This is a genomic window from Paenibacillus sp. FW101-FHT12H11 (assembly GCF_058790355.1).
In genome coordinates, this window is record NZ_JBYTCO010000017.1 from 1 (window position 1) to 23538 (window position 23538).

At 46.3% G+C, this 23538-nt stretch carries 19 protein-coding genes; all 19 read right to left on the reverse strand.

The features are described 5' to 3' along the window. Window positions 1-400 precede the first annotated feature (400 nt). Window positions 401-4279, reverse strand: coding sequence for an S-layer homology domain-containing protein (locus AC3WTJ_RS35460; RefSeq protein ID WP_492526287.1), 3879 nt, complete (start codon window positions 4277-4279; stop codon window positions 401-403). Window positions 4280-4546: 267 nt separating this feature from the next. Then, window positions 4547-5656, reverse strand: coding sequence for a glycosyltransferase family 4 protein (locus AC3WTJ_RS35465; protein ID WP_492526289.1), 1110 nt, complete (start codon window positions 5654-5656; stop codon window positions 4547-4549). A gap of 132 nt (window positions 5657-5788) precedes the next feature. Further along, a complete protein-coding gene (locus AC3WTJ_RS35470; protein ID WP_492526291.1) occupies window positions 5789-6577 on the reverse strand; it encodes a WecB/TagA/CpsF family glycosyltransferase in 789 nt (262 codons plus the stop codon). A gap of 51 nt (window positions 6578-6628) precedes the next feature. Beyond that, window positions 6629-7738: a polysaccharide pyruvyl transferase CsaB gene (gene csaB, locus AC3WTJ_RS35475; protein ID WP_492526293.1), complete on the reverse strand. Its 1110-nt coding sequence runs from the start codon at window positions 7736-7738 to the stop codon at window positions 6629-6631. After that, complete coding sequence (locus tag AC3WTJ_RS35480) at window positions 7714-9762, reverse strand: DUF5693 family protein (protein WP_492526295.1); 2049 nt, start codon at window positions 9760-9762, stop codon at window positions 7714-7716. Before AC3WTJ_RS35480 ends, csaB begins: the two co-directional genes overlap by 25 nt. A gap of 171 nt (window positions 9763-9933) precedes the next feature. Then, the gene (locus AC3WTJ_RS35485; RefSeq protein WP_492526297.1) at window positions 9934-11628 is read right to left on the reverse strand and encodes a phospho-sugar mutase; all 1695 of its coding nucleotides are present in this window, start codon (window positions 11626-11628) and stop codon (window positions 9934-9936) included. Between the two features lie 34 nt (window positions 11629-11662). Then, window positions 11663-12091 carry a 3-hydroxyacyl-ACP dehydratase FabZ gene (gene fabZ / locus AC3WTJ_RS35490; RefSeq protein WP_127453383.1) on the reverse strand — a complete coding sequence of 143 codons (429 nt, stop codon included), beginning with the start codon at window positions 12089-12091 and terminating at the stop codon, window positions 11663-11665. 160 nt (window positions 12092-12251) lie between these two features. Next, window positions 12252-12770 (reverse strand): CDP-alcohol phosphatidyltransferase family protein, encoded by a 519-nt coding sequence (locus AC3WTJ_RS35495; protein ID WP_492526299.1) that lies wholly within the window; start codon window positions 12768-12770, stop codon window positions 12252-12254. A gap of 100 nt (window positions 12771-12870) precedes the next feature. Beyond that, on the reverse strand, window positions 12871-13101 hold the full coding sequence (locus tag AC3WTJ_RS35500; RefSeq protein ID WP_127453387.1) for a DNA-directed RNA polymerase subunit beta: 231 nt from the start codon (window positions 13099-13101) through the stop codon (window positions 12871-12873). A gap of 26 nt (window positions 13102-13127) precedes the next feature. Beyond that, entirely contained in the window at window positions 13128-13994 is an 867-nt protein-coding gene (locus AC3WTJ_RS35505; RefSeq protein WP_492526301.1) for a flagellar hook-basal body protein, read from the reverse strand. Between the two features lie 23 nt (window positions 13995-14017). Then, the gene (locus AC3WTJ_RS35510) at window positions 14018-14911 is read right to left on the reverse strand and encodes a flagellar hook-basal body protein (protein WP_492526303.1); all 894 of its coding nucleotides are present in this window, start codon (window positions 14909-14911) and stop codon (window positions 14018-14020) included. A gap of 25 nt (window positions 14912-14936) precedes the next feature. Further along, window positions 14937-15938 carry a rod shape-determining protein gene (locus AC3WTJ_RS35515; protein ID WP_079417018.1) on the reverse strand — a complete coding sequence of 334 codons (1002 nt, stop codon included), beginning with the start codon at window positions 15936-15938 and terminating at the stop codon, window positions 14937-14939. Between the two features lie 164 nt (window positions 15939-16102). Continuing rightward, window positions 16103-16393 (reverse strand): sporulation transcriptional regulator SpoIIID, encoded by a 291-nt coding sequence (gene spoIIID / locus AC3WTJ_RS35520; protein ID WP_029195640.1) that lies wholly within the window; start codon window positions 16391-16393, stop codon window positions 16103-16105. Between the two features lie 301 nt (window positions 16394-16694). Then, complete coding sequence (locus AC3WTJ_RS35525; RefSeq protein ID WP_157318555.1) at window positions 16695-17426, reverse strand: M23 family metallopeptidase; 732 nt, start codon at window positions 17424-17426, stop codon at window positions 16695-16697. 82 nt (window positions 17427-17508) lie between these two features. Beyond that, window positions 17509-18561 (reverse strand): stage II sporulation protein D, encoded by a 1053-nt coding sequence (gene spoIID, locus AC3WTJ_RS35530; protein ID WP_492526307.1) that lies wholly within the window; start codon window positions 18559-18561, stop codon window positions 17509-17511. 100 nt (window positions 18562-18661) lie between these two features. Beyond that, window positions 18662-18799: a hypothetical protein gene (locus tag AC3WTJ_RS35535; protein WP_492526309.1), complete on the reverse strand. Its 138-nt coding sequence runs from the start codon at window positions 18797-18799 to the stop codon at window positions 18662-18664. Window positions 18800-19119: 320 nt separating this feature from the next. Next, window positions 19120-20439, reverse strand: coding sequence for a UDP-N-acetylglucosamine 1-carboxyvinyltransferase (gene murA, locus AC3WTJ_RS35540; protein WP_127453399.1), 1320 nt, complete (start codon window positions 20437-20439; stop codon window positions 19120-19122). 197 nt (window positions 20440-20636) lie between these two features. Next, the gene (locus AC3WTJ_RS35545; protein ID WP_246069053.1) at window positions 20637-20897 is read right to left on the reverse strand and encodes a DUF1146 family protein; all 261 of its coding nucleotides are present in this window, start codon (window positions 20895-20897) and stop codon (window positions 20637-20639) included. A 19-nt stretch (window positions 20898-20916) separates the two neighbouring features. Continuing rightward, a complete protein-coding gene (locus tag AC3WTJ_RS35550; RefSeq protein ID WP_492526311.1) occupies window positions 20917-23445 on the reverse strand; it encodes a S8 family peptidase in 2529 nt (842 codons plus the stop codon). Window positions 23446-23538 lie beyond the last annotated feature (93 nt).

Here is a 23538-nt window from a genome sequence, read left to right on the forward strand (position 1 = left end):
AGTTTTCTTCATAAGGGTTTGTTTCCTCCTAATATTTGAAAGTTTTTGTTATAAAAACTTATAACCAACGGGACGACAGTTTGAATCATTTTTTCAGCCGTTCTATGTAGCTCCGCGGCTATCATCTCGGCTACACGACTTAGTATACGTGAGTATATACTAAATTTCATTGATAAGTATTTTCCAGTAGGCTCTATTTACTAGAGAAATAATTATCGGTTGGTGCATGTATCACTCACATTTACAATTTACATGTTAATTGTGAACTAAATAAGTAGAGAAGCTGAATTTAACCTAAAAGTTAGCTTAAGATAAGCTGAAACGATTTTTAGACCATTAGAAAAACAAAAGACTGCATCCGATTATATCGAAGCAGTCTTTGTTTGATTCAATTCAAGATTTAAGGAATTTTCTTCTGTTGCTTAAGAACGCGGTTAGCAATCGCCGCGGCTTGCGCTCTGGTCATGTTGCCTTTTGGATCAAAACTATAGGTTGGCTTCTTCTGTCCTTGAACAGGCGCGTTCTCAATGCCATCCATTAATCCTGCTTTAATAACTGCTTCTACAGAACCTAGTGCATAAGTATCAATATCACCTGCATCTGTGAATTGCTTTTTAAGATTAGCAAGTGATTTAACTGAATCCGTGCTAGTTTTCATGTTTGCTGCTCTTTCAATCATAACAGCTGCATCAGCACGACTAATAGAATTGGTCGGCAAGAACAAGCCATTAGAGTTGCCTCTGACGATACCTGCGCGAGCTCCTGCTTCAATATGCATGAAGTCATACAAACTGCTGCTGTTAGGTAATCCAAGACCTCTGCGCACATCCGCGAATGTACCTTGGAAGTTAGGGTTGGTCGGATCATTAGTATGATAGGTTGTATCTTCATTCACTAATGGAATATTAAAAATGTTAACCAGCATCGTTACAAACTCACCGCGAGTAATTGCGTCATTCGGTAAGAACTGTCCCGGTGTCTTGTTGTTCATAATTCCTTTGGAATAAAGAATATCCAGGTAATCACGGGCCCAGTCATGATTCGTTACATCATTAAAGCTGTTATCCATATACATGACTTGGAAATAGCCGAAATTATCAACCGGCACTTTGATCGTATGGGATTTAGCATCTACAACGCCGCCAATATTCTTCCATCCTACATATTGGTTCCCGGTTCCGCTTGGGTCCAAGAACGTACCGAATTGGTACACAGTGAGATACTTCCAAGAGTCATTACGAATCTCTTCATCGTATTTCAACGTTAGCGTTCCACGTTCCGTAGGTATGACGAGATTTTTAATGTAACGAGAGTAAAATGCTGTCTCCCCAGGTCCAGGTAGCGATGGAGACGGTAGGTTACCACTGCCTTGTAGAGCGTCTTTAAGCGTCGCATTTGTACTTGCTGCACTACTATCAATCGAACCTCCATCGACCCAGAACAGTTTACTAGCAGCTCTAAATCGTCCTGTTGGCTCTTGAAGGAAGCGCATGCCGGCTTGAGTCTCAGAAGCCTTATCTACACGCCCGTCATCTTGATTCGCTATCCCGAACACTAATTTACGATCAGATGTAATGAATTGCTCTGTTTGTGTACGGTCATTTCTCATCAACTTCGTGTCTTTCGGGAAAGTTAATGTAAGATCCCCATCGAACAGACTCATTTTGGCTGTAAGATTCGTACGGTATTGCGCACCTTCAATAGGTGTATTCAAATTATTGAGAATAAAAGTACCTTTTGACTTAGCACTGCCTCGAATAACTTCAAAGCTAACTGTATTTTTCCCTGCTTTCAAGTTCGGCACATCTAATCGGAAAATACCTGGCGCAGTAAGTTTGGCTTCCGTTTTATTGTAAACAATGGAGTCTGCTCCGTCAGCTTGAATTACGACAGTTTGGAAATTTGTATTCACGTTAGCTTGATCAATCTTATCTGCATTTTTAACGAAGTTGGTAGGTTGAAGAAGCAGATAGTCTACAGGCTGTTTTGTAATAGTAATCATTCTGCTTGTCGTACGGCCAGTCTTATTCTTAGCCACTAGTTCTAACACATAATCTCCATACGCGTCCAAAGTCAAAGGAGTCGAAATTTTGAATTTGGTCGTAATTTGATTACTATCCAACGGATTGGTTACTTGAGAAATTTGCGCTAGTAGCGGCGTAGTACCAACAGTTAGAGTGGAGCCGTTAGGAACACTTCTTACATATAGAATAGCTGTTGAAGTTTGATCAGCAGAATTTAATTTTGCGTTTAACACTGTACCGGAGAGCTGCAGCTTATCAGACGAAGTCAAGAAAGCCCCAGGTACTGAGCTTGGTGTAAAAGGCGTAATAGCTGGATCAACAGCTAGTTCTTCAACTAGAGGAGCAAAATCACTTAAAACGAAAATCTCATAAATTGTTTGTGTGACAAGCACCTTAACGCCTGCTGGTTTCAAGTAAAGTGAGAATTTAATCGTTTTCTTACCATCTGCATCAAAAAGGGGATTCAATACAGAAGCAGGGATATTGAAATTTCCATTTGCCGTGTCAATTGCTCCAGCTGGAATAGTGATATTTGTATCATTTACTGATAATTCAACATCGCCATAGTTTGACGCAGGAAGATTGACGATTTTACCTGTAATACAAGGAGCCGCACCACTCGCACAAGTGATTTGAGCAGGATTACTCACTACTTTACCATTATAGAGACTGTTCACAATGACGTAGGGAGCACTTGAAATATTCAACTGATACACTTTGGCACCAGCTTGGTTATATCCGGTTGTCGTATTCCAAGGAACCAATGTCAGCTTGGTAGCGCCATCCGGGATATCATGAAGATCAATCTCCGCTACGCCTGCAGTCACGCTCACATCACCGTTACCCGCAAAACCAGGGATTGTAACCTTCACTTTATCGGCATTGCCATTCACATGGAATTTAAGTTTTGCTGGGAATTCATTGATTTGATTCGTACCTTGCTCAGTAAGTTTAACTTCATAACCTGCTCCAACTCCAGTAGGTGGTGCAAAATATTGCGCAGTGTAATCAATGTAAGGCAAAGTTGGGTTAACGTAATTAAAGTTATATCTAGTTGTATATTCTCCACCTAGACTTGTAACGAATTTAACGTCAATTTCCTGTGAAGTTGTTGTACCACTGAGTGGTAGGTTTGCTTCAATATGATGGACATCGTAAGCTGTTCCACCTGTTACAGTCGCAGGATTAACCAGGCTCGGAGCCGTTCCACTAGGAACATTAGGGTTAACATTCAAGTAGCCGCCAATAGGGGTTGTCAAACCTGTTGCAAATGTATAACGGAGAGTTGTCCCGCTTCCCGCAACGCTAATATCCGCGTATAAGTAATCTGGGCTACCTGCCGTAATGTTTCCTTTACTGTTCTTTAAATCAGCTGTAAAAACAATGTTATTATCTGTGGCACTCTCCAAACTAGGGATCGCGACCAACGCTTGGTCTGAATTCGCTGCTGCCTCTTTAAAACGAACTTTACCATTAAAAGCAAATCCATAACCATTGTTATAAATGAAGTTTCTTGAAGTTGTATAATAGTTTGTCGGGTTCTTCGCAACGAAAGTGATTAGATTATCCCCTGGTGTTAAGGTGAGATCCGAAGCTCTTCCCGTATTTGTTAAGAATGTAAAAATACCGCCTGAAAAATTAGTTGCTTCGTATGTAGTTCCAGATACCGTAGCATTTACTTGATAAGCATTATTAGAATTACCTGTAATTGTAAGATTCGTATAAGGACCTGTTGCTGGGTACATACCACCATCTGCGAAATCAACATCATTGATTTTCAAATTTGTGATGTTAGACACAGGTGTGAAGTAAACCCAAGCCGGCTTAGAATCAACCGTTGAAGTGCTTCCGTATTTAACAACAATTTTATTTAAACCTTCCGTTAATTGAATATTCTCAAAGGTAATTTGGTTGCTGTTATTAGGATTTTTGATTGCGCGATTTGTTTTGTTTGGTGTCGTAATACCTGTGGTCATATTTTTGATTTCATAGAAAACGTTCGTAATCTGATCATCCGAAATGCCCCCAATGTCTGCACTTAGCGTAATTGGGTTCGCCGTAATCCTTGGAATCAATGCATCAAGGAATTGCTCAGGATCCTGAACCACAGTAGTATCATTAGGGTCAGTATGTACGTAGTAATTCGTAATATTAATTACAGGCGCGGCCGAAGCCCCGAGTGGCGGAAGCAAGGCCAACAACATAGCAACCATGAGGCTAATGCTAATCCACTTATTTCTTTGCTTGGTCTTCAAAGCTAGTTCCTCCTTATGTCCTCTAAAATATCCTTCATATCGACATGGCAATGCTGCTAACCAACGGTTAGACAAACTTTCTTTCGACAATCCCTCCCAAATCCTTCTATCATTCTACATGATTTGACGCGGCATACCACCAAAAGTTCTTGTACCTTTCTTATCGGTCAAAACCTCTCAATTGTTTAGAGAAAGAAGGAAGTTCACAAAATAGAAAAAAAATCCAACCCGAAGGTTGGATTTGAGTGAAACATGTATAAGTGCTGATTATTTGCCCATCCGGTCGCCCTGCACAGTTTTGCCTAGAAGTCTTTGCAGGAAGTTAAGTACCGGCTTGCGGCTTTTACTAATGATGCCGATCGCTTCAGCTCCGACGAGCATCACTAGGAATAGAGCAACAATGATCATGATTAATCCCCAAGTGGAATCCTGGGAAATGAAGACGGAGCAGATAACCGCGCTGCCGCCGAACACGGAAGCAATACCGTAAATGATCAGTACGCTTGTACGATGGCTGAAGCCAAGCTGCAACAAGCAGTGATGGAGATGGCTTTTGTCCGGTGCCGAAATCGGCAGTTTATTCACATAACGGCGCATAATCGCGAAGAAGGTATCTGATAAAGGTACGCCTAGGATCATAATCGGGATTAGAAGAGAGACAACGGCTGCTTGTTTAAAGCCTAGGATCGACAGTGTCGCAAGTGCGAAGCCTAGGAACAAAGCGCCCGAGTCGCCCATAAAAATTTTGGCCGGATGGAAGTTATAGAACATGAATCCGACAATACTTCCTAGTAAGATAACAGCCAATAGAATAACAGTTACATTACCCATCATAAGCGCTAAAACAAGAATCGTAGTAGTAGCAATACCAGAAACGCCCGCAGACAGGCCATCAAGACCGTCAATCAGGTTAATGGCATTGGATACGCCGACAATCCATAATATCGTAATCGGGATACTCAACCAACCGATAGGCAGGTTCGTTTCTCCGAACGGAATGTTAACGAGATCGATTTTGAGACCAAAAGAAACGACGATACAAGCAGCAATAAGCTGCCCAAGTAGCTTCCATTTGGGGGATAGTTGAAAACGGTCATCCAAAGCCCCTGTGATGACGATAACTAACCCGCCGAGCAGCAAACCGAACGCGGCATTGGAGTTAACGGCATCAAGCGCTGGAGAGACGACGAAATAAGCTCCGACGAAAGCAAGGAAGATAGCTAGGCCTCCGAGACGCGGCATAATTCGCGTATGAACTTTTCGATGGTTGGGGGCATCTACAGCTCCAACCCAGAAGGCAAATTTTTTGACCAGGGGTGTCAGCAGCACTGCAATAATACAGGCGGCGATGAACCCAATCGCGTATAATCCATACATGTCTTCTTCACAGCTCCTCTTGTCTTGGGTGGCAGGTGATCCGCCGAAGAGAATTATACTCCCATTTGTCCACAAATACTACTGCTAAATTTGTCTGAAATGACCGTTTTCAGCCAATTTTCATAAAAATTTTCATGGTTTTGTGACTTTCTCTTTGTCACGCATCACTTTCATCGCGAATTTAGGGAGTAATAACATTCTTTTGTAGCGCCACGGCTCCTGTAACAGGCGGTAGAACCATTCAAGACGTAGTTTTTGGAATACAACCGGTGCTCTTTTTAGCTTACCCGAAAGAACATCAAAACTTCCCCCGACTCCCATCATAACCGGAACGCCAATCTGCCCTTTGTATTTGCCGATCCAAGGCTCCTGATTCGCTGCAGCTCTCCCTACAAATAGAAGATCCGGTGCGGCATCTACAATGGATTGAATCACTTCGGCATCCTGCTCATCTTTGAAGTAACCGTCACGCACACCAACGAGCTTGATTCCAGGATAATTCTTGCGTATTTTGTCCGCTGCCGCTTGAATCACTTCATTAGAAGCACCGAGCAGATAGACTTTCCAGCCCTTCGACTCTCCAGCCTTCATCAGCTCATTTAACAAATCGTAACCTGGGACCCGCTCTGCGACAGGCTCTCCCACATAATTGGCGGCCCAGACTACTCCTGTTCCATCAGGAACGATAAGCTCGGCGCGCTGCATCATGCTCATATAGGCGGGATCATCCAGCGCCGACATCACCATAATCGGGTTGGCGGTTATGATTTGATGAGGCTGTCTTTGTTCAATCGCCTTGGATAGGTACGCAACTGTTTGGTTCATGCTCATCTTGGAGATGGGAACCCCATATATGCTTACTTTCGGTATAGCTTGGGCAGAAACAACTCCAGCTGAGGTCGTTGTCGATGTTGAGCTCATAGATATCTCTTCCTTTATGTGACGTTGGCTTTCACGTTTTGGTTGATTTTTTTATTTATTAAAAAAAGTAACGATGCTTTTCGCAGGAAATTGCGCCTGCGCCTTAAGCTCCTCGATGGCGGCGCGCTTGGACGCCGCCCAAGCTTCTCGGCCATCCAGGAGAGCCGCAGCCTCCTGGGCCAATGCATCCGCATCGAAATGGGACGTCGATGCGGCAGCTTTCATGCCAAGCCTATGGAGAAACTGGTCGATCTTCGGATCGTACGAGATGCCGACCATAGGCACATACTGCGAGGCTGCATAAATTAAGGAATGCAGCCTCATCCCGATCAGCAGGTCGCAACCCGCGACCTGCGCGAGCATATCCTGCGGATGGACGATACCCGGCACCATCTCCACCGGCGACCCGTGATCGCCCAACCGGTCGATCACGAACTGCGAGGCCACCTCGTCCGACGGGAGGTGGAAGGGCAAGAACCGCAGCCGCACGCTAGAATCGGCGGCGAGCAGCTTTGCCAGGGACCGCGAGAGAGCTTCCAGCTCCGAGCGGTCCTCGTTCCAGAAGCGGACGGACACGCCCACCGTCCGAGCGCCCTCTGCCGACCCGCTAACACCAGCCTCGCCGCGAAGCGGCAGGCCCATGACCGGGTCGGGCACGACGGCGATGCGCTCCCGCGGGAGACGCATCGTCCCAAGCAGCTCCGCGGACTCCGTATCGCGGACGGAGATGTAGGCGCAGCGTTTGAACACGCCGCGGATCCAACCGTCGAACATCCGGCGGTTCACCGGGCCGATGCCTTGAGAGTATATAAACGTAGGCTTCCCAAGCCACTGTGCGATTTTCAAAACGGCTAAGTAATACGGAATCGTCTTGGAGCTTGTAGCATCCTGCAATAAGCTCCCGCCGCCGCTGATTAAACCGTCTGCTTCCCGCAGGGCGCTGAGAAGTGGGCCAGGTTTCATGCGGTGATAGGACTGGACACCGTACATCGCCGACGTCTTCTCCGGATTCGCGGAAAGTACAATCGGCTCAATACGAATGCCCTTCTCTCGGCCTTGTTCCTCCAAAGCGAACAAAATCGATTGAAGCACAGCCTCATCCCCGCTGTTATCGAAACCGTAGTAGCCTGATAGTGCTATTTTGACAACCTTGGTACCCATCGTTTCCAACTCCTTGTGACGATTTCCCAAGCTGCGATAAGCACGATGCCAATGATGGCGCCAAAACCGATCCCGTAGGAGATACGGATGAGAGAAATATGAAGCGGTGTATGCAAGTGAGCAAAGGTATCAACAATGGAAAGCTGCCCAATTACACCTATGAATATCAAGTAGACAGCATGTCTATAGCGTATAGATAAGTATGCACCGAGAACGAATAAAGGATGAGCCACTAAGAACTCTTTCGTGCGCGGACGTACACCAAGCGTGTTCTCCAAGAACGAACGGAATAATTTTTCCACCGTTGAAGCTTGTCCTTCGTTACCCGTGCGAGACAAGTAATAGAAAACAGCAGCCAAGGCAACTCCAGCAACAACGATCCACAATACGCTAATGAAAGATGTAAGGATACGACGAATATGCATGATTTTATCGCTATAGGTATTATTCTCGCTAAAGAACAGCAAGTACACACCTGCGATTGCTATTGGCAGTAGATGCAGCGCACCTACACCACGGAATTGCTGCAGAACAAGCGAATACGTAATGTGATTCAGAAGCGCAACTTCGTAGACGACACCAAGAAGTGAGATCGCCGATGTCTTGATGAGCGTCCATATTGCAAACGCAAGACCTGATTTCCACTTCGCTGCAGCTCCTGATCGAACCGTTCGAATCGCCAACATAATCGCGATACTTGGAGCGGAAATCGCTGCTAACAAGGCAAGCCCTTGTGCGTACAAATTAGCTGACAAGGTATGTAAACCGACCAGACCGAGCAGTCCAAGCACAAAAAATACAAGTGTAGCTTCTGGAATGAAGAAAGAAATCATAAGCACAATGATGCTTAAACCGCCAATCAACATAAAGACGCTGGCGATTTTCTGCCATCCTGTCGTATGCATCTCGAATGTCTGCGCTGACCCAAGCGTAAAGCCGGCTTTCTCAATGCGCGGAATCGCCCCGTCTTTGCCTTGCAAGCTCTCGTACAAGGCGGATAGAGGGTCTACTAATTTGCCTTTATCCAGACTCTTAAGCGGTTTGGCATTTAAGAAAACCATACGGATGTTGCGATCTTTCACCGCAAGCACGAAGCGATCCGCAACACCTTGAATGCGGTCTTCCAGCTCGGCCTTTTTCAGCGGCTCCATGAGTTTCTCTCCATCTTTCTCCGTGAAAGAATGCAGCCGGACGACATTATAGTTCGTCTGTTTCGCTAACGTGTTGAAACCCTTTTGAGGCTCTTTCAGTAATTCGATAGCGGCTAAACCAATGCCATTTTTGTTCAGCAGATCCGCCATTTTATTAAGGCTAACTTCGGTATCTTCTTCTGTATAACCTGGAACTTCGTTGCCATCGACAATGATTCTTTTCACGCCCATATCATGCAGCTGCTTCAGGAACTTATCCATCTCATTCGTGACGAAAGGTCGGCGATTAGATAGGCGTACAACAATTTGGAAGCCTTGATCCTTCAGCATTTGCAGCGTAATCGGGTCAGGATCCATTCCCTTAATTGAAGCATCGTCCATGCTCATTTGAATGATGAGCCCGTTACGGTTTTTGAAGCTCCATGGTTTAATGCCAACGTTTAGGTCAGCAAATGTTTTCTGAATTAATGGCTCCAGCTTTTGCTGGGTGGCACTGTCCTTGAACAACACATAGGTGAAATTCTCATTAGGATCACCAAAGGTTTGCGTAAGCGCGGCGGCGTCCCTCGAGTTATACATCTCAATGTGGCGGCTTTCTTTGAACTCGCCTAGCGTGCTTTCATACACGGCCATTGATCCAATGCCAGCGGCCTTCATATTTTTCAGCTGCTGCGCGATGAAGCTCTGCGGGTTTGTTTGCAGATCCGAAATATCCAATAAGTCACGATAGTCAAAAACGAACTCGACGTTCTTCGTCGAAGTTTCCGTCAGGTGACGCGTGTAAGCTAGCGGAAGCGAGCCTAACATGCCGATAATGACAAGCCACCATAATACATTTTTGAGCGGGTTATTCCAAGTTTTATACCAATTCACCAATTGTCCACTCCTTAGAGCATTTACTTTCTAGTCCCATATACATTCGAAAACCCCTTCAGCTCCTAAACTCGAGGAAATAGGCCCAATGAATACGGATTTATTCCATCTATTCATTAGACGACCTACCCCTGACTTAGGTTCTGAAGAGGTTCAATTGATCCTATTTCATTATCCGTCTACACGGCTAAGTACATTTTGAATAATGCGATCTAACTGTTCTGCCGCTTCTGCGCCTGAAGATCCTTTTACCGCAAAATAGAATTTAATTTTGGGTTCAGTACCCGACGGACGCAAACAGAACCAGGAACCGTCCTCCAGTTTGAATTTCAGCACGTTCTCAAGCGGAAGTCCATTTACACCTTTGGCGTAATCTTCCATAGCGGTAACTGGCGTACCGGCAATCTCTGTTGGAGGGTTCGTTCTCCACGCTTCTACCATACGTCCAATTTGTTCTACGCCGTCTTTCCCTTTGAGCGTCCTTGATTCCAGTTTTTCCAAAAAGTAACCAAAGGATTCGTACAGCTCTTGCAGGACTTCATATAATGTCTTGCCTTGTTTCTTATAATAAGCTGCCGCTTCTGCGATAAGCATAGCTGCGATAACAGCATCTTTATCGCGCGCGTAGTCGCCAGCCAAATAACCATAGCTCTCTTCGTAGCCAAAAAGGAAAGTATGCTCGCCCGTTTGCTCGAACTGGGTCATCTTTTCCCCGATATATTTAAAACCGGTTAACGTATTTAACGTTGGAATTCCATAATGATCGGCTATTACTGCGCCCATCTCGCTCGTTACGATCGTTTTGACAACTACGCCATTGGCAGGAAGTGTTCCACGCTCTTTCAAGCTCGATAATAAATAATTAACAATAATGGCTCCCGATTGGTTGCCTGTAAGAACAAAATACTCCCCGTTCTGATCCTTCACGACTGCGCCCATACGGTCAGCATCCGGGTCGGTCCCGATAATGATATCAGCATCCCATTCCTTCGCTTGTGCGATAGCGAGTGTAAAAGCTTCACGTTCCTCCGGATTCGGAGACTTCACCGTTGAGAACTGTGCATCCGGCAGCTCTTGCTCAGCAACAACACGAACTTGTCCAAAACCGAGGGTTTGCAATACGGCTCTAACCGGCACATTACCCGCACCATGGAGCGGCGTGAAAATAACGCGGAAATCATCGCTAATTTCCTTGATCACATCCGGATTCTGGCTAATCGCGGTTACTGCCTTTATGTATGCTTGATCGACATCTTCGCCAAGCCATACAAGAAGACCTTGTGCCTCTGCATCCTCTTGGCTCAGTTTCTTCACTTTATCAAAAGAGTCAATGCTTTGAACTTCGGCGATCACTTGCTCCGCAAACTGAGGAACGAGTTGTCCACCGTCCGCGCCATATACTTTATATCCATTATATTCGGGTGGATTATGGCTTGCTGTCACGACAACACCTGCTGTCGCGCCTAGGTATCTCACGGCAAAAGACAGCTGTGGTGTAGCATGTAATGTTTTGAATAGATAGGCCTTAACGCCGTTTCCTGCAAAAACCAGGGCAGCCTCTAGAGCGAACTCCGGCGACATATGACGTGAATCGTAAGCCAGTACAATAGAAGGGCTTTGTACGCCTGTGCTATTCACATATTGTGCAAGACCTTGGCTTGCACGACCAACGGTGTAGACATTGATGCGGTTCGTTCCGGCGCCAATGACGCCACGAAGCCCACCTGTACCGAATTCGAGATCTTTGTAAAAGCGATCCTCAATTTCTTTCTCGTCTTCCCGAATTGCAAGCAGTTCCTTTTTTGTTTCTGCATCCACTGCTGGATCGTTCAGCCATAATTGATACTCTGTTTGTACGCGCGTCATAGTAGTCAGGTTCATCTCCTTTTTATCTATGGGGTTATTTATTAGCAAGGGCGAACATAAGTTCACCTTCGACTACCACTTTCTCGCCTACTTTGGCCACAGCTTGACCTTTAACAATTGTTCCTTTAACTCGTGTGATCGTCATTTCCAATGTCAGTGTATCACCAGGCACCACTTGTTGACGCCAGCGAATGCCATCTGCACCAGCGAATAAACCAATTTTACCTTTATACTCAGGCATGGAAAGGACAGCTACAGCGCCGACTTGTGCCAAAGCTTCAATAATCAGCACACCCGGCATAACCGGATACCCTGGGAAATGACCTGCAAAGAAAGGTTCATTAATGGTAACATTCTTAATCCCTACCGCTTTCACGCCTTGCTCTACTTCCAAAATGCGGTCAACAAGCAGAAAAGGGGGGCGATGCGGAATAATTTCCTGAATCTGGTTAATATCTAGCATAACGGGAAATGCTCCTTTCAATTTCTTGTATAAAATACAAGGTAATCACTTACAATACTGGTGTCCCTTCATTAACTGCAGAAGTGAAGGTTCATATAGGGAGAGCTTATGTAAAGAGGTGTGTGCACAGCCCTCGCATAGGCTCTTTTTACGTTATTGTCTATTTCGCTTTGGCCCTCCGGTTTAAAAGCAAGAATTGAAAAATATAAATGAAGGAAGTTAAGAAGGAGATCCCGATCACGAACCACAAATAAGTAATGGCGAAATCTAAATGAAATACAATGAAGAGAATGGCGAGATAGTAAAGTACTGTCGTTAATTTCCCCATCACATTGGCGGGAACGGTTAATTTTCCCCTGAAGTGGACGAAAGCAGAGCCCATGATCATGCCCAGATCACGAATAAAAATCGCTGCCGCCGCCTGCCATGGTATCATCCCTGTAAGGAGTAGAGAGAGAATGACCGCAATCATCATGCACTTATCCGCAAGGGGGTCCAGCATAACACCAACCGGTGTGACCAAACCTCGAGTTCTGGCAATATAACCGTCTAAGATATCTGTAAGCCCTGCTGCCAGCAAGATCAGAAAGGCTATCTGGATATGGCCGTTGAAAAAAATGATGAGGTACACAGGGATAAGAACAAACCTGCTGATGGTGAGCATGTTCGGAATATTCAAAGTACCCCTCCTGCGCCTTTTATCTGGTCTCTGACGATTAGCCTTCATTCATTATACATTTGCTAACACAAAAATAAAACTCCCAATAAGGGAGTTTGAATTAATTCGCAAATACCAAATCGTATAAATGCCGCCAAGTGCTCATATGGAAGATCTCCGCTGATGGCTGATGGCCCAGCTTGGAGTATCCGACCCATAGCCCGATATAAACGGCTAGCACGCAAAGAACGGGAATACGTATGATTTTGAAAATAAGCCATATGATGTTTAGCCATTTCGGCCTAGGTGCCTTTTTCTTCTTTGGAGTAGGCTTGTTAGGCTTGTCAGACATCGAGCCCTATCCCTCCCTTTCTACGATCAGGCGCGCAAATTATTCGCGATATTCATCATCTGATCGGCAGATGTAATCGCCCGGGAATTGAGTTGAAGCGCTCTTTGCACCATCACAAGATCCGTCATTTCGTCGGAAAGCGTCACATTGGATTGCTCCAAAAACCCCTGCATTAACGTAACCCGATTATTGGTTGTATCCAGCCCCGGGTCCACATTTTGCAAAATGTTCGCCTTCTCGGCATCTGTAATTCCCGTAGGAAGTGCGTACAGGTTATCTCCAACATCTTGGAGCAACTGTGGACGCACAACGCGAACCAGCTTGATCTGACCCAGATTAAGCGGCTCAGCAGTCGGGTCCTGCTCACTGTATCCATTGATAATGCCGTTTGGTTGAACAACAGGTCTGAAGCCAGCAGGTATACGAATGGGGTTACCGTCTGTTCCTGTAACAAAATGGCCCTCTTTAGTGGTAAGAACCGTATCGCCATTAGCATCAGGTGTCAAATTGAAAGACCCATTACGCGTCCATGCAGGTTGAAACACTTGGTTTCCGTTCCCATCCACCTTGCTGACGGACACTTCAAACAACCCGTCTCCCTGAATCGCAAAATCCGTAATACCGCCCGTAGACTGAATTGGCCCTTGCGCAAGGTTCGTTTGGATTTGCACCAACTTTGATCCCCATCCCTGGTTAAACCCAAGGGGAGAGAATCTGCCCTGCTGACGAAATCCTTCCGGCTGTGACTTCACATTGGTCAGAACATCCTCAAAGGAGGCATCCTTTTTCTTAAAACCCGTCGTATTGAGGTTCGCTATGTTATTGGACAAGATATCCAGCTTCTGCTGTAAGCTGTGCATGGATACCGATGAGTTAATCATGGAATTGTTCATGTGTGGCTCCTTCGCAAGCTAGATTAGACGCGTCCGACTTCGTTCGCTGCCTTGTCCATACTTTTATCATAAGATTGAATGACTTTCTGATTGGCTTCATAGGCGCGGAGTGCCGACATCATATCGACCATCGACTGCGCAGAATCCACGTTGGAGCGCTCGATAAATCCTTGGCGAACTTCGACTTGATCCCCAACGGCAACCTGTGTGACCGTTGCTTCGTCGCCTGGATTGATCCGCAGCAAGCCGTTGCCTTCGCGCAACAGCAGATTGGGATCCTCTGCACGCGAAAGCATCAATCCTACAGGTTGTCCAGCTTGATTCAACAGCGGTTGGCCGTTCCCGTCAAGGAACTCCCCTTTGTCTGTTACCTTAAAGGACCGAATCGGCTGTCCCGCTCCATCAACAAGCAGTAAGGGTTGTCCATCGCGACCCAACACCTGATTGCCATTCGCGTTCACGAGCTGTCCTGTCGGATCGACGGTGAACTTACCATTCAAGGAATACCGGAGTTCTCCATTCGCATTCATCACGGTAAATAGTGCCTGTGGCTGGAACGTGCGCTCCCCGTCCGCATTCACGTATTTCCCCGAAGCGTCAAAAGCCATGCCAGGCACTTGGATGTTCGACACGAGGGCAAAATCAAATGGATTTTGCGTTTCCTGCAGGTCGCCTTGTGCGTGGATGGAGATATTCTCCTCTGAAAACACACCCAGACTCATCTTCCCAAGCGGTGCCGTAGAGGCGCCTTGTCCACCGCGAATTGTAGAAATAAGCATCTCCGGGAACGAACGCGACAAGGCATTGCCTTGTTTAAAACCCGGGGAATTAATATTAGCAATATTGTTCGTAATGGTATCGTGTCTGCGCTGCTCGGAGATCATTCCTGCCGCCGCGGTATACAGTCCTCTTAGCATCTCTTCACCTCTTGGATAAACTTGTCTAGTTAAATTTACGCTTGGAAACTTTATCCAGATTATCGAGCATGATCCCAGTTCCTTTAACTACGCAAGACATAGGATCTTCCGCAATTAATACCGGAACCTTCAGCTCGTCTGCTAACAACTGATCCAGGCCGTGCAGCAAAGCTCCGCCGCCTGTCAGGATAACGCCACGGTCAATAATGTCTGCGGAAAGTTCAGGTGGCGTACGCTCCAAAACGCTTTTCGCAGCCGTTACGATCGATGAAACCGGATCCCATAGGGCTTCCTGGACCTCACTGGAGTGAATCGTAATCGTAAGCGGCAATCCGGATACCATATCTCTACCGCGAATATCCATCTCTTGATCTCTGCCGTGTGGATATACCGTTCCGATTTTCAACTTAATATCTTCGCTCGTCCGCTCACCAATCAGCAGCTTGTACTTATTTTTGATATATTTCGTGATGGCAATATCGAACTTGTCGCCAGCGATTTTGATGGAGGAGGAGGTGACGATGTCGCCCATGGATAACACGGCCACATCCGTCGTCCCTCCGCCAATATCTACAACCATGTTGCCGCTAGGTTGGAAAATGTCCATACCGGCGCCAATTGCCGCTGCTTTCGGTTCTTCTTCCATGAATACCTCTCGGGCACCGCTGCGCTCAGCCGCTTCGCGGATCGCCTTCTGCTCAACCGAGGTGATGTTGGTAGGGGCACAGATCAAGATGCGCGGATGCGAATACCAGTTCTTGCCCCCTACTTTTGCAATAAAATGCTTTAACATCATTTCCGTAATATCGAAGTCCGCAATAACTCCATCTTTCAATGGACGAATCGCGATAATATTGCCTGGAGTTCTACCCACCATGCGGAAAGCTTCTTCTCCAACAGCAAGCACGCGTTTCGTATCGCTTTCAATCGCTACTACAGATGGCTCATCGAGCACAACGCCGCGTCCTTTCACATGAATGAGCACATTTGCCGTGCCGAGATCTATTCCAATATCCTTGCTTAACATTTCAAGTTAATCCTCCCTAAATCTACCGTCCATCCCGTGAAGAATCGGCGCTCTTATAGATAGTTCTAATTATAAGCTAAATTCGCTGTAAATGCATTAATTCCTCTTTTTCCGTGAAATTTCGACATGTCCAGTTCCAGGAAACCGTCGGGATGAAGGTATTTTTAGGATTTGACCGTGACTAAGTTCTCGGAGTGCTTCGGGTTTCGTGTCTTTCGATACTTGATTTTCGTCGCTTCTCCTCCCCTTAGATGTCTAATGGACTTATGATACTCCAAAATGTGCTTCACCTGGTTGGCCAGGTCCGGGTTGATTTCCGGCAGTCTTTCCGTCAAATCCTTATGCACCGTGCTCTTGGAAACACCGAATTCCTTCGCAATGGTGCGAACCGTATTCTTGGTCTCGACGATACAGGTACCAATCTTAATGGTTCGCTCTTTGATGTAATCGTGCACTCCCCTCGCCTCCCTACTCGAGATAGTTTGGTAAAGTATATGAGGGGCATGACTAGATATTCTACGTAACCAAGCCTGACAAGCCCATTTCCCATATTTATTTTCAAAAAAATCAGGAAATAAGGGCTTATGCGGTCTTTTTTGGCAAGGACAAGTCTGTTGTGTACCTGATGAAGGGCAAGCCGTGGAGTGAATCCCCCTAGGTTTCAAAGCAAAAAAGCAGCAGGATATACCCGCTGCCCTCATTCTATGTAGGCTGGTTGGTGAAGAAGCCACCTGATTGCCTTTTCATGATAACCGATTACTGTTTAGCGTTTAGAATCGTTTCCGGATTCAGAGCAGCATTATCGCTAACTTGACGCACTTCAAAGTGCAGGTGCACGCCGTCTTCCTTCTCGAAATCATTACGCCCCGCTTTGGCGATGACGTCGCCTTTTTTCACTTCAGCGCCTTTGGTTACTTTAACCTCAGCTAAGCTTTGGTACACGCTGATCAAGCCATTACTGTGTGTAATTTCGACAAGATTACCGACAACCGGATTTTGCTCAACTGCCGTAACCTTACCGCTCATAGCGGCCAATACATCAAATGCTGCGCCATCTTTGGCTTTCAAATCGATTGCGGTATGCGGCGTCAATTGATCGTTATACTGAATCATTGCCGCCTGTTTAACTTCATTGGTTGCATTGGTGTCATAGAACGGGATGGATACGTCTAGAGCCGCTCTGTCTTTCACAGGCCATTGCATAGCTTCTGCTGGTGCGTTGACGGCAACCGCTCCATCTTTGGAATTGTCAGGTGCTTGATCGTCGCTGCTTACCTTAATGCCCAGATCGTCTTGGCTGACTGTTTTCGTACCTGTGTCCTGGTACACCCACATTAAGGTTAAGATAATTGCCGCTGCTGCTACATACGTTGCTGGGAATACCCATTTCTTAGCAAGCAACCTCTTCCATGCGGATGGACTTCCTTGTGCCCCTTGAACAGTTTTAGGAGCTTCTTCTTTTTGAAAACCTTTGTTTTGATCACTCATGGTTAATCACCTCATCAACCATTCTTGACACATTTAAAGGTTTTATACTTGAAGAAAGATATTTTTATAGAAACGTTATAAACTAAGATTTCTGGATAAAAGGGGTCGCTTTTTCAATAGAGATGCCTGTGTAATAGTAGGTTACAATCTGCGCTGCGGTCTTGCCTTCCTTGGCCATTCCATTAGCACCATATTGGCTTAAGCCAACACCATGACCGTATCCGTAAGTCGTAAACGTAATTTTGGAACCGGACCATTTCCATGCGAATTGGGAGGATGCTAATCCTAGCTTCTCTCTTACTTCTCGACCAGAGAAGGTTTTTCCTCCGATCGCCATCTTCTTGATTCGATGCCCCATGGACCACTCTAGCACTTTCATACTCTTTGTTCCGGTGCCGGTGGTGGCTATACTCTTGACGCCCAGTTTCTGCAGCATACTCTTGTACGTAATATCTACGGTTTCTTGGTAGCGAGAAGACAACTTCACATCCCACGGGCTGGGCACGCTGCGTAAATAGGGACTCATAAACGGCCAGTAATCTTCTGAGTTTTCCGTATACCCATTGCTCGTCGAGAAAAAAGTAGCATTGATAGGCTTGTGCTCGTAAGTCAAGATCAAATCTTTCGTTTCATTCACAGCTCTATCGATTTTAGCCATATTCGTTTCATACGTCCCTTTGGTCCACTTCTCTCTTAACTCTTGATCGGTCAGATAGGCTTGATGTGCCGTCGTGTCTGTTACAAGCGCATCATTTACAGGCACATTACTATAATCCTTCTCTAGCACCCTGCGTATGACGTATGTTCTAGCTGCCATTGCTTGCGCTTTGAGCGCTTCCAGCTCGAACTCTACTGGCATCTCTGCAGCGAGCACACCCTTCACATACTGCTCCAAGGGCACCGTTTCGATTTCATCTTTTTTGGTCAAATAGACAGGGATCATCAACCCTTGAGCGGTCACCGTCTCCTGATGAGAGCCATCAATCGCTAGCTGTACAGGAGGCGGTTCTTCGCCCCCCGGAATCTTCTTGACTAGCAATCCAGGAACAAGGAGGATGACGCAGAGCATAGAAGACAAACAAACAGCCATCCATAGGATGACCCCGCGGCCAGGAACACGTTTTTTCTTCAACATCGTCTCAGCAGCCTCCATAAGCGCGTTTACTAGCAGGTATTTTGGTATGACTTAGCTTATGAGAGGCGCTGATAGATTAGAACATATTACAATTTGAGATTTACAGACCTGTAACTTGAGCCGGCGTATAATGGTCAGTTCTTGTGCCATCTCCAAGCTCGCGCCAATAGTTATGACCCCAAGCCCATACCATTCCGTCTGACTTTTGTGCCACAGTGAAAGTTCCACTCGTAGACACAGCCGTTACCCCACTTGTATAAAGTATTGTCCCTGGGAAATCTTATTTATCTACTTTGAATTCAGCAAAGGTTCAATTAGAGGAACTAGAGTCCTCTATATTCGTGAAAATTGAGCTATTGCCACAGTGAGCGGAACTACAGGGTCTTAATTGTCCACAATGACGTATTTTTCTAATGAAATCGACAAAATAGCGGACCGTAGTTCCTCTTCCACATGGAAATACCGCTTTTTCAGAATAATAGCGGACTCCAGTTCCCATTGCACACGCATATGGCCATAAAAAAACCGCCGGAGCTCCCTCCGACGGTTCTTACTATCCTACGCTAACGTTGGCTGGATATTGAAAAAACCCAGCTCCGCCGCTTCTTGCTCCACTTGTTGCGGCACCGACCGATAAATATCGGCGCCAAGCCCGCGCAATACGTCGGTAATATCGACATATCCGCGATCAATATGGTGAACGCCTGTAATCTCGGTCTCACCTTCCGCTGCCAGCGCCGCCAAAATCAACGCCGCTCCGGCACGCAAATCGGTTGCACACACTTTTGCACCGCGCAGCTTCGCATTCCCGCTGACAATTGCCGTGCGGCCATCGACTTTAATATGAGCATTCATGTTCGCGAATTCTTCCACGTGCATGAACCGATTCTCGAACACCGTCTCGGTCACAAGACTTGTGCCATCCGCTACCATCAGCAGCGCCATCATTTGCGACTGCATATCGGTAGGGAAGCCCGGATACGGCAGTGTCTTCACGTCAACCGCACGCAGCGGTCCCGTGGCACGAACGCGAATACCGTTTTCGTCTTCTTCGATGACAACGCCCATCTCCTGCATTTTAGAAATGACAGGACGCAGGTGATCCCCGATAGCATTTTCCATGTACAGTTCACTGCCGGTAATAGCAGCAGCAATCATATATGTGCCCGCTTCTACGCGATCCGGTATAACCGTATGTACGGCCCCACAAAGTTTCTCTACGCCTTCTATGCGAATAACGCCCGTTCCTGCGCCACGGATAATTGCACCCATCGCATTCAGGTAGTTCGCCAAATCGACAATTTCCGGCTCTTTGGCTGCATTTTCAATGATGGTTGTGCCTTCTGCAAGCGTAGCCGCCATCATAATGTTTTCGGTTGCGCCAACGCTGGCAACATCCAAATAAATTTTAGCACCCTTCAGGCGCCCCTTCACTCTGGCTTCAATATACCCTTGGCCCAATTCAATATCGGCACCCATCGCTTCAAAGCCTTTGAGATGCTGATCAATTGGCCGCGTGCCAATCGCACAACCGCCTGGGAGTGAAATTCTTGCTTGCCCCCGTCTTGCTAACAATGGCCCCATAACAAGGAAAGAGGCTCTCATTTTACGGACTAGATCATAGGATGCTTCGCATGTGTCAATGCGTTCCGCCCGAACACGAATAACCTGTCGGTCATAGGCGACTTCAATACCTAAGCTTTGCAATACTTTATTAATGACTAGTACATCGTCAAGGGGAGGCGCATCGTGGATGACGCTTTCACCTTCCGACCCCAGAATGGAAGCTGCAATAATCGGCAGTACCGCATTTTTCGCTCCGTTGATTTTCACATTGCCAGCTAACTTTCGGCCACCGCGGACGATAATTTTGCTCATCATGGTCCCTCCGCGCACTTATTTTAATTACAAGGTTTTGCACATTTCCTAAGTTTATCATCACAAGCCACATTGTTACAACTGTGTTCTTTTGGTATTCTGAAACACCTACATAGAGTTCGAATAAGATCTCCATTTTCGATCCGTTCTACTATCCATTGTTGACAACAATTTAAATCATTATTCGAAAAAGGGAATTAAAACATCTTTCCAAAGCCCATGGAGAACCCTAAATATTGGATGAAAAAACTTGCGACTAAGTGACCGAGCCCAATAGAAAGTAGAATTTGTAACATAATGGCTTGCGCGCCCTTAGGATTCTTAAGCAGCACATCAAAGCGAAATGCTTGCAGCGCCCACCACGCTAGCCCGATACACAAGATATAAACCACGATATCGACCATGTTCATTACCGAAGCATACTTCGCGGCTTCATTCCATTTATCCGCTTCTCCCATAGGTCACCTCTTCTCGGTTCTACCGATTCATTACTTTCACCAGCATAGAGACGAATTCAGCGCGTGTGGCTTGCTCATCAGGATGGAAAGAGCCATCGGAATAGCCGGTGATCCAGCCGTCAGCCCACATTTGTTTCAAAATACCCAAACCCCAATAAGACTCATCTACATCGTTAAAAGGGGAGTTCCCCCGCTTCTTCCCTGTCATATTCATGCTGCGGGCAAGCATTTGTGTCATTTCCATTCGCGTAAGCGTACGATCAGGTCCAAAGCTTCCGTCAGGGTAACCGGCAACAATATCTGCTTGCAGCGCTTTGGCGACATAATCATAGGCCCAGTGTGAAGAAGGCATATCGGAGAACTTCAGCTCTTTACGCTTCGTCAGCTTCAAAGCTCGAGTCAAAACCGTCGCTGCTTCTGCTCGGGTAATCGACTGATTCGGAGCAAAACGGTAATTCCCATAACCGCTGATCACGCCTTGCTCCGTAAGTTTGCTTATTGCATCTTGAGCCCAATGCCCTTCAATATCGGCAAATCCGCTTACCAGCGTGTAACTGCTAATTTTCAACCTGTACATTTGACTCATGAACCATTGGTTGGCTTGCAGCTTAATATAATAGGTGCCTGCATTCAACGTTTTCTCAACAAAAAGTTGATCAGAACCGTACTCATTTCTATAAAAACCTTGTTCCTTTAATGTGCTGTCATAAAGCGTTGCGTACATCGTCCTCGAAGTCGGAATGTTGGTCAACCGTATTTGCGCCAGACCGTTTTGGCCCATTCGGAATTCGAACCAATCCACATCATCATTGTTATTAAATAAACCTTCGTACACCGAATTCATCGCTGCAAAAGTCGCCTGATACGACTTATCATTAGGTTCATTTGGATCAATTAACTTCGGTGTATATTCAATTTCCAGCGTATATTCACCTGTGATCGGCTCCGTATAATCCTTCGTATTACTGACTCGAATATAGTATTGCCCCGGAAATACATCTATGAGCGAGCTGATTTCAATTCCGCCATCTCCACCTTGATCTATTGTGATCGACTTTTCTCCTTCCTTCTGAAAAAGAATCATCGGATCTATACGACCCGTATCGACGGAGAGCTTCAATCTTATTGAACCCGAATGCTCCAGAGGTAAGACAAACCAATCGACATCCCCTTTCTGGTGAAAGGTTCCGCGAATCGTTTGGCTGCGTTCAGGGAGCGCAAATGCTTTGTACTGCTTATCATTATCTTCAAAAGGATCCGTGTAGATGATAAAATCCGTTTGCAAACTATAACTGATGCCTGTTTTCCGTTCGCGATCTACGGTTTGAAGCTGCACATACGTGCGCCCTTTTGTCACTTTTACCTTAAAGGGCTGCGTTCCATCTGAGGAACTATTGGAAATAAAGGTTTCCCCGGAATCAAAACGTACACGAATACCCGCACTATCGGTGTTCTGCAACCATAGCTCGATATATCCGTCATAAGCCGCATCGATCGCGTACCAATCCTCATCCAGCGCGGAGGATAGCGCTGCTTTCACAGAGGTATGTATAGGCAGCTTAGCTGCTTGACTCTGTCGATCATTTGGCTCGAATCGGTCCTCTTTATAAGGCTTAGTCAGCGCCATATCCACACGCAGCAGCCCATATCCGGTTTTGGCATCCCACCCGGTTTCCCCCAGATCATCCGCCGTCTGCTCCAGTTGGGATCTCACTTCATACGCGCTCATCGTTGGAAATTTGCTCCATACTAGTGCCGCTGCCCCAGCAACCTGCGGAGCGGACATCGAGCTGCCGTCTTGATACTGATAGCCGCCGCCTAGAGCTGTGGTATACACATCCCAGGGTGCAACCAAATCCAGCTCAGGCCCGAAATTTGAACGAGGGTCAGCCTGCTTATCAGCCGTCACGCCTCCTACAGCTAGAACCGTTGGATACGCCGCAGGGTATTTCACGCTCATGCTTTCATTGCCAACAGCTGCCACAAGCAGGACATTGTGATCTTCTGCATACTTTACTATGCCTGCCATGTAATCGGAGTACTTATTCAGTCCCAGGGAGAGCACGACGATCTTCGCTCCATGGTCCACAGCATATTTGATGCCTTCGCCAAGCTTCGCTTCGCCGCCAGTTCCATCTGACTCCAATGCTTTAATCGGCATGATTTTAGCGATTGGAGCTATGCCTGCAATGCCTTTATCATTATTAATCGAAGCCGCAATGATGCCAGCTACGTTCGTTCCATGTCCATTATCATCAATTGGCTTTTTTGAGGGCTGAAGCAAATTCACGCCTTCCACCAAATTACCTACCAAGTCAGGATGTGTAAGATCAACGCCGGTGTCAACCACAGCAACTACAATGGATGCACGCGAATCTCCAGCCGCAGCCCACGCTTCATTGATGTGGATCATATCCAAATAGGTCTGTTTCACCCTCATGGGATCCGTCGAAACGGGATAAGCTGCTTCTGTTTTTGTAACCATCACTGTAAGTTCCACAACAAGTATCATCAGGACGATGAACCCTAAGTGTCGAATGAATTTCATGAAATCACAGTTCCTTTATCTCGTAATGGTCTTATGCCTTCTCTATCTATACCACATTACCCGTCTTCTCGATACATATAACGGTTTTTCTTC

What these genes read in the sequence shown, in the direction of transcription:
- AC3WTJ_RS35465 (WP_492526289.1), bottom strand. Translation starts at nt 5,656, where the DNA reads ATGTATGGATTATACGCGATTGGGTTCATCGCCGCCTGTATTATTGCA.
- AC3WTJ_RS35470 (WP_492526291.1), bottom strand. Translation starts at nt 6,577, where the DNA reads ATGAGCTCAACATCGACAACGACCTCAGCTGGAGTTGTTTCTGCCCAA.
- csaB (WP_492526293.1), bottom strand. Translation starts at nt 7,738, where the DNA reads ATGGGTACCAAGGTTGTCAAAATAGCACTATCAGGCTACTACGGTTTC.
- AC3WTJ_RS35485 (WP_492526297.1), bottom strand. Translation starts at nt 11,628, where the DNA reads ATGACGCGCGTACAAACAGAGTATCAATTATGGCTGAACGATCCAGCA.
- fabZ (WP_127453383.1), bottom strand. Translation starts at nt 12,091, where the DNA reads ATGCTAGATATTAACCAGATTCAGGAAATTATTCCGCATCGCCCCCCT.
- AC3WTJ_RS35500 (WP_127453387.1), bottom strand. Translation starts at nt 13,101, where the DNA reads ATGTCTGACAAGCCTAACAAGCCTACTCCAAAGAAGAAAAAGGCACCT.
- AC3WTJ_RS35505 (WP_492526301.1), bottom strand. Translation starts at nt 13,994, where the DNA reads ATGAACAATTCCATGATTAACTCATCGGTATCCATGCACAGCTTACAG.
- AC3WTJ_RS35510 (WP_492526303.1), bottom strand. Translation starts at nt 14,911, where the DNA reads ATGCTAAGAGGACTGTATACCGCGGCGGCAGGAATGATCTCCGAGCAG.
- AC3WTJ_RS35515 (WP_079417018.1), bottom strand. Translation starts at nt 15,938, where the DNA reads ATGTTAAGCAAGGATATTGGAATAGATCTCGGCACGGCAAATGTGCTC.
- AC3WTJ_RS35525 (WP_157318555.1), bottom strand. Translation starts at nt 17,426, where the DNA reads ATGAGTGATCAAAACAAAGGTTTTCAAAAAGAAGAAGCTCCTAAAACT.
- spoIID (WP_492526307.1), bottom strand. Translation starts at nt 18,561, where the DNA reads ATGTTGAAGAAAAAACGTGTTCCTGGCCGCGGGGTCATCCTATGGATG.
- murA (WP_127453399.1), bottom strand. Translation starts at nt 20,439, where the DNA reads ATGAGCAAAATTATCGTCCGCGGTGGCCGAAAGTTAGCTGGCAATGTG.
- AC3WTJ_RS35545 (WP_246069053.1), bottom strand. Translation starts at nt 20,897, where the DNA reads ATGGGAGAAGCGGATAAATGGAATGAAGCCGCGAAGTATGCTTCGGTA.
- AC3WTJ_RS35550 (WP_492526311.1), bottom strand. Translation starts at nt 23,445, where the DNA reads ATGAAATTCATTCGACACTTAGGGTTCATCGTCCTGATGATACTTGTT.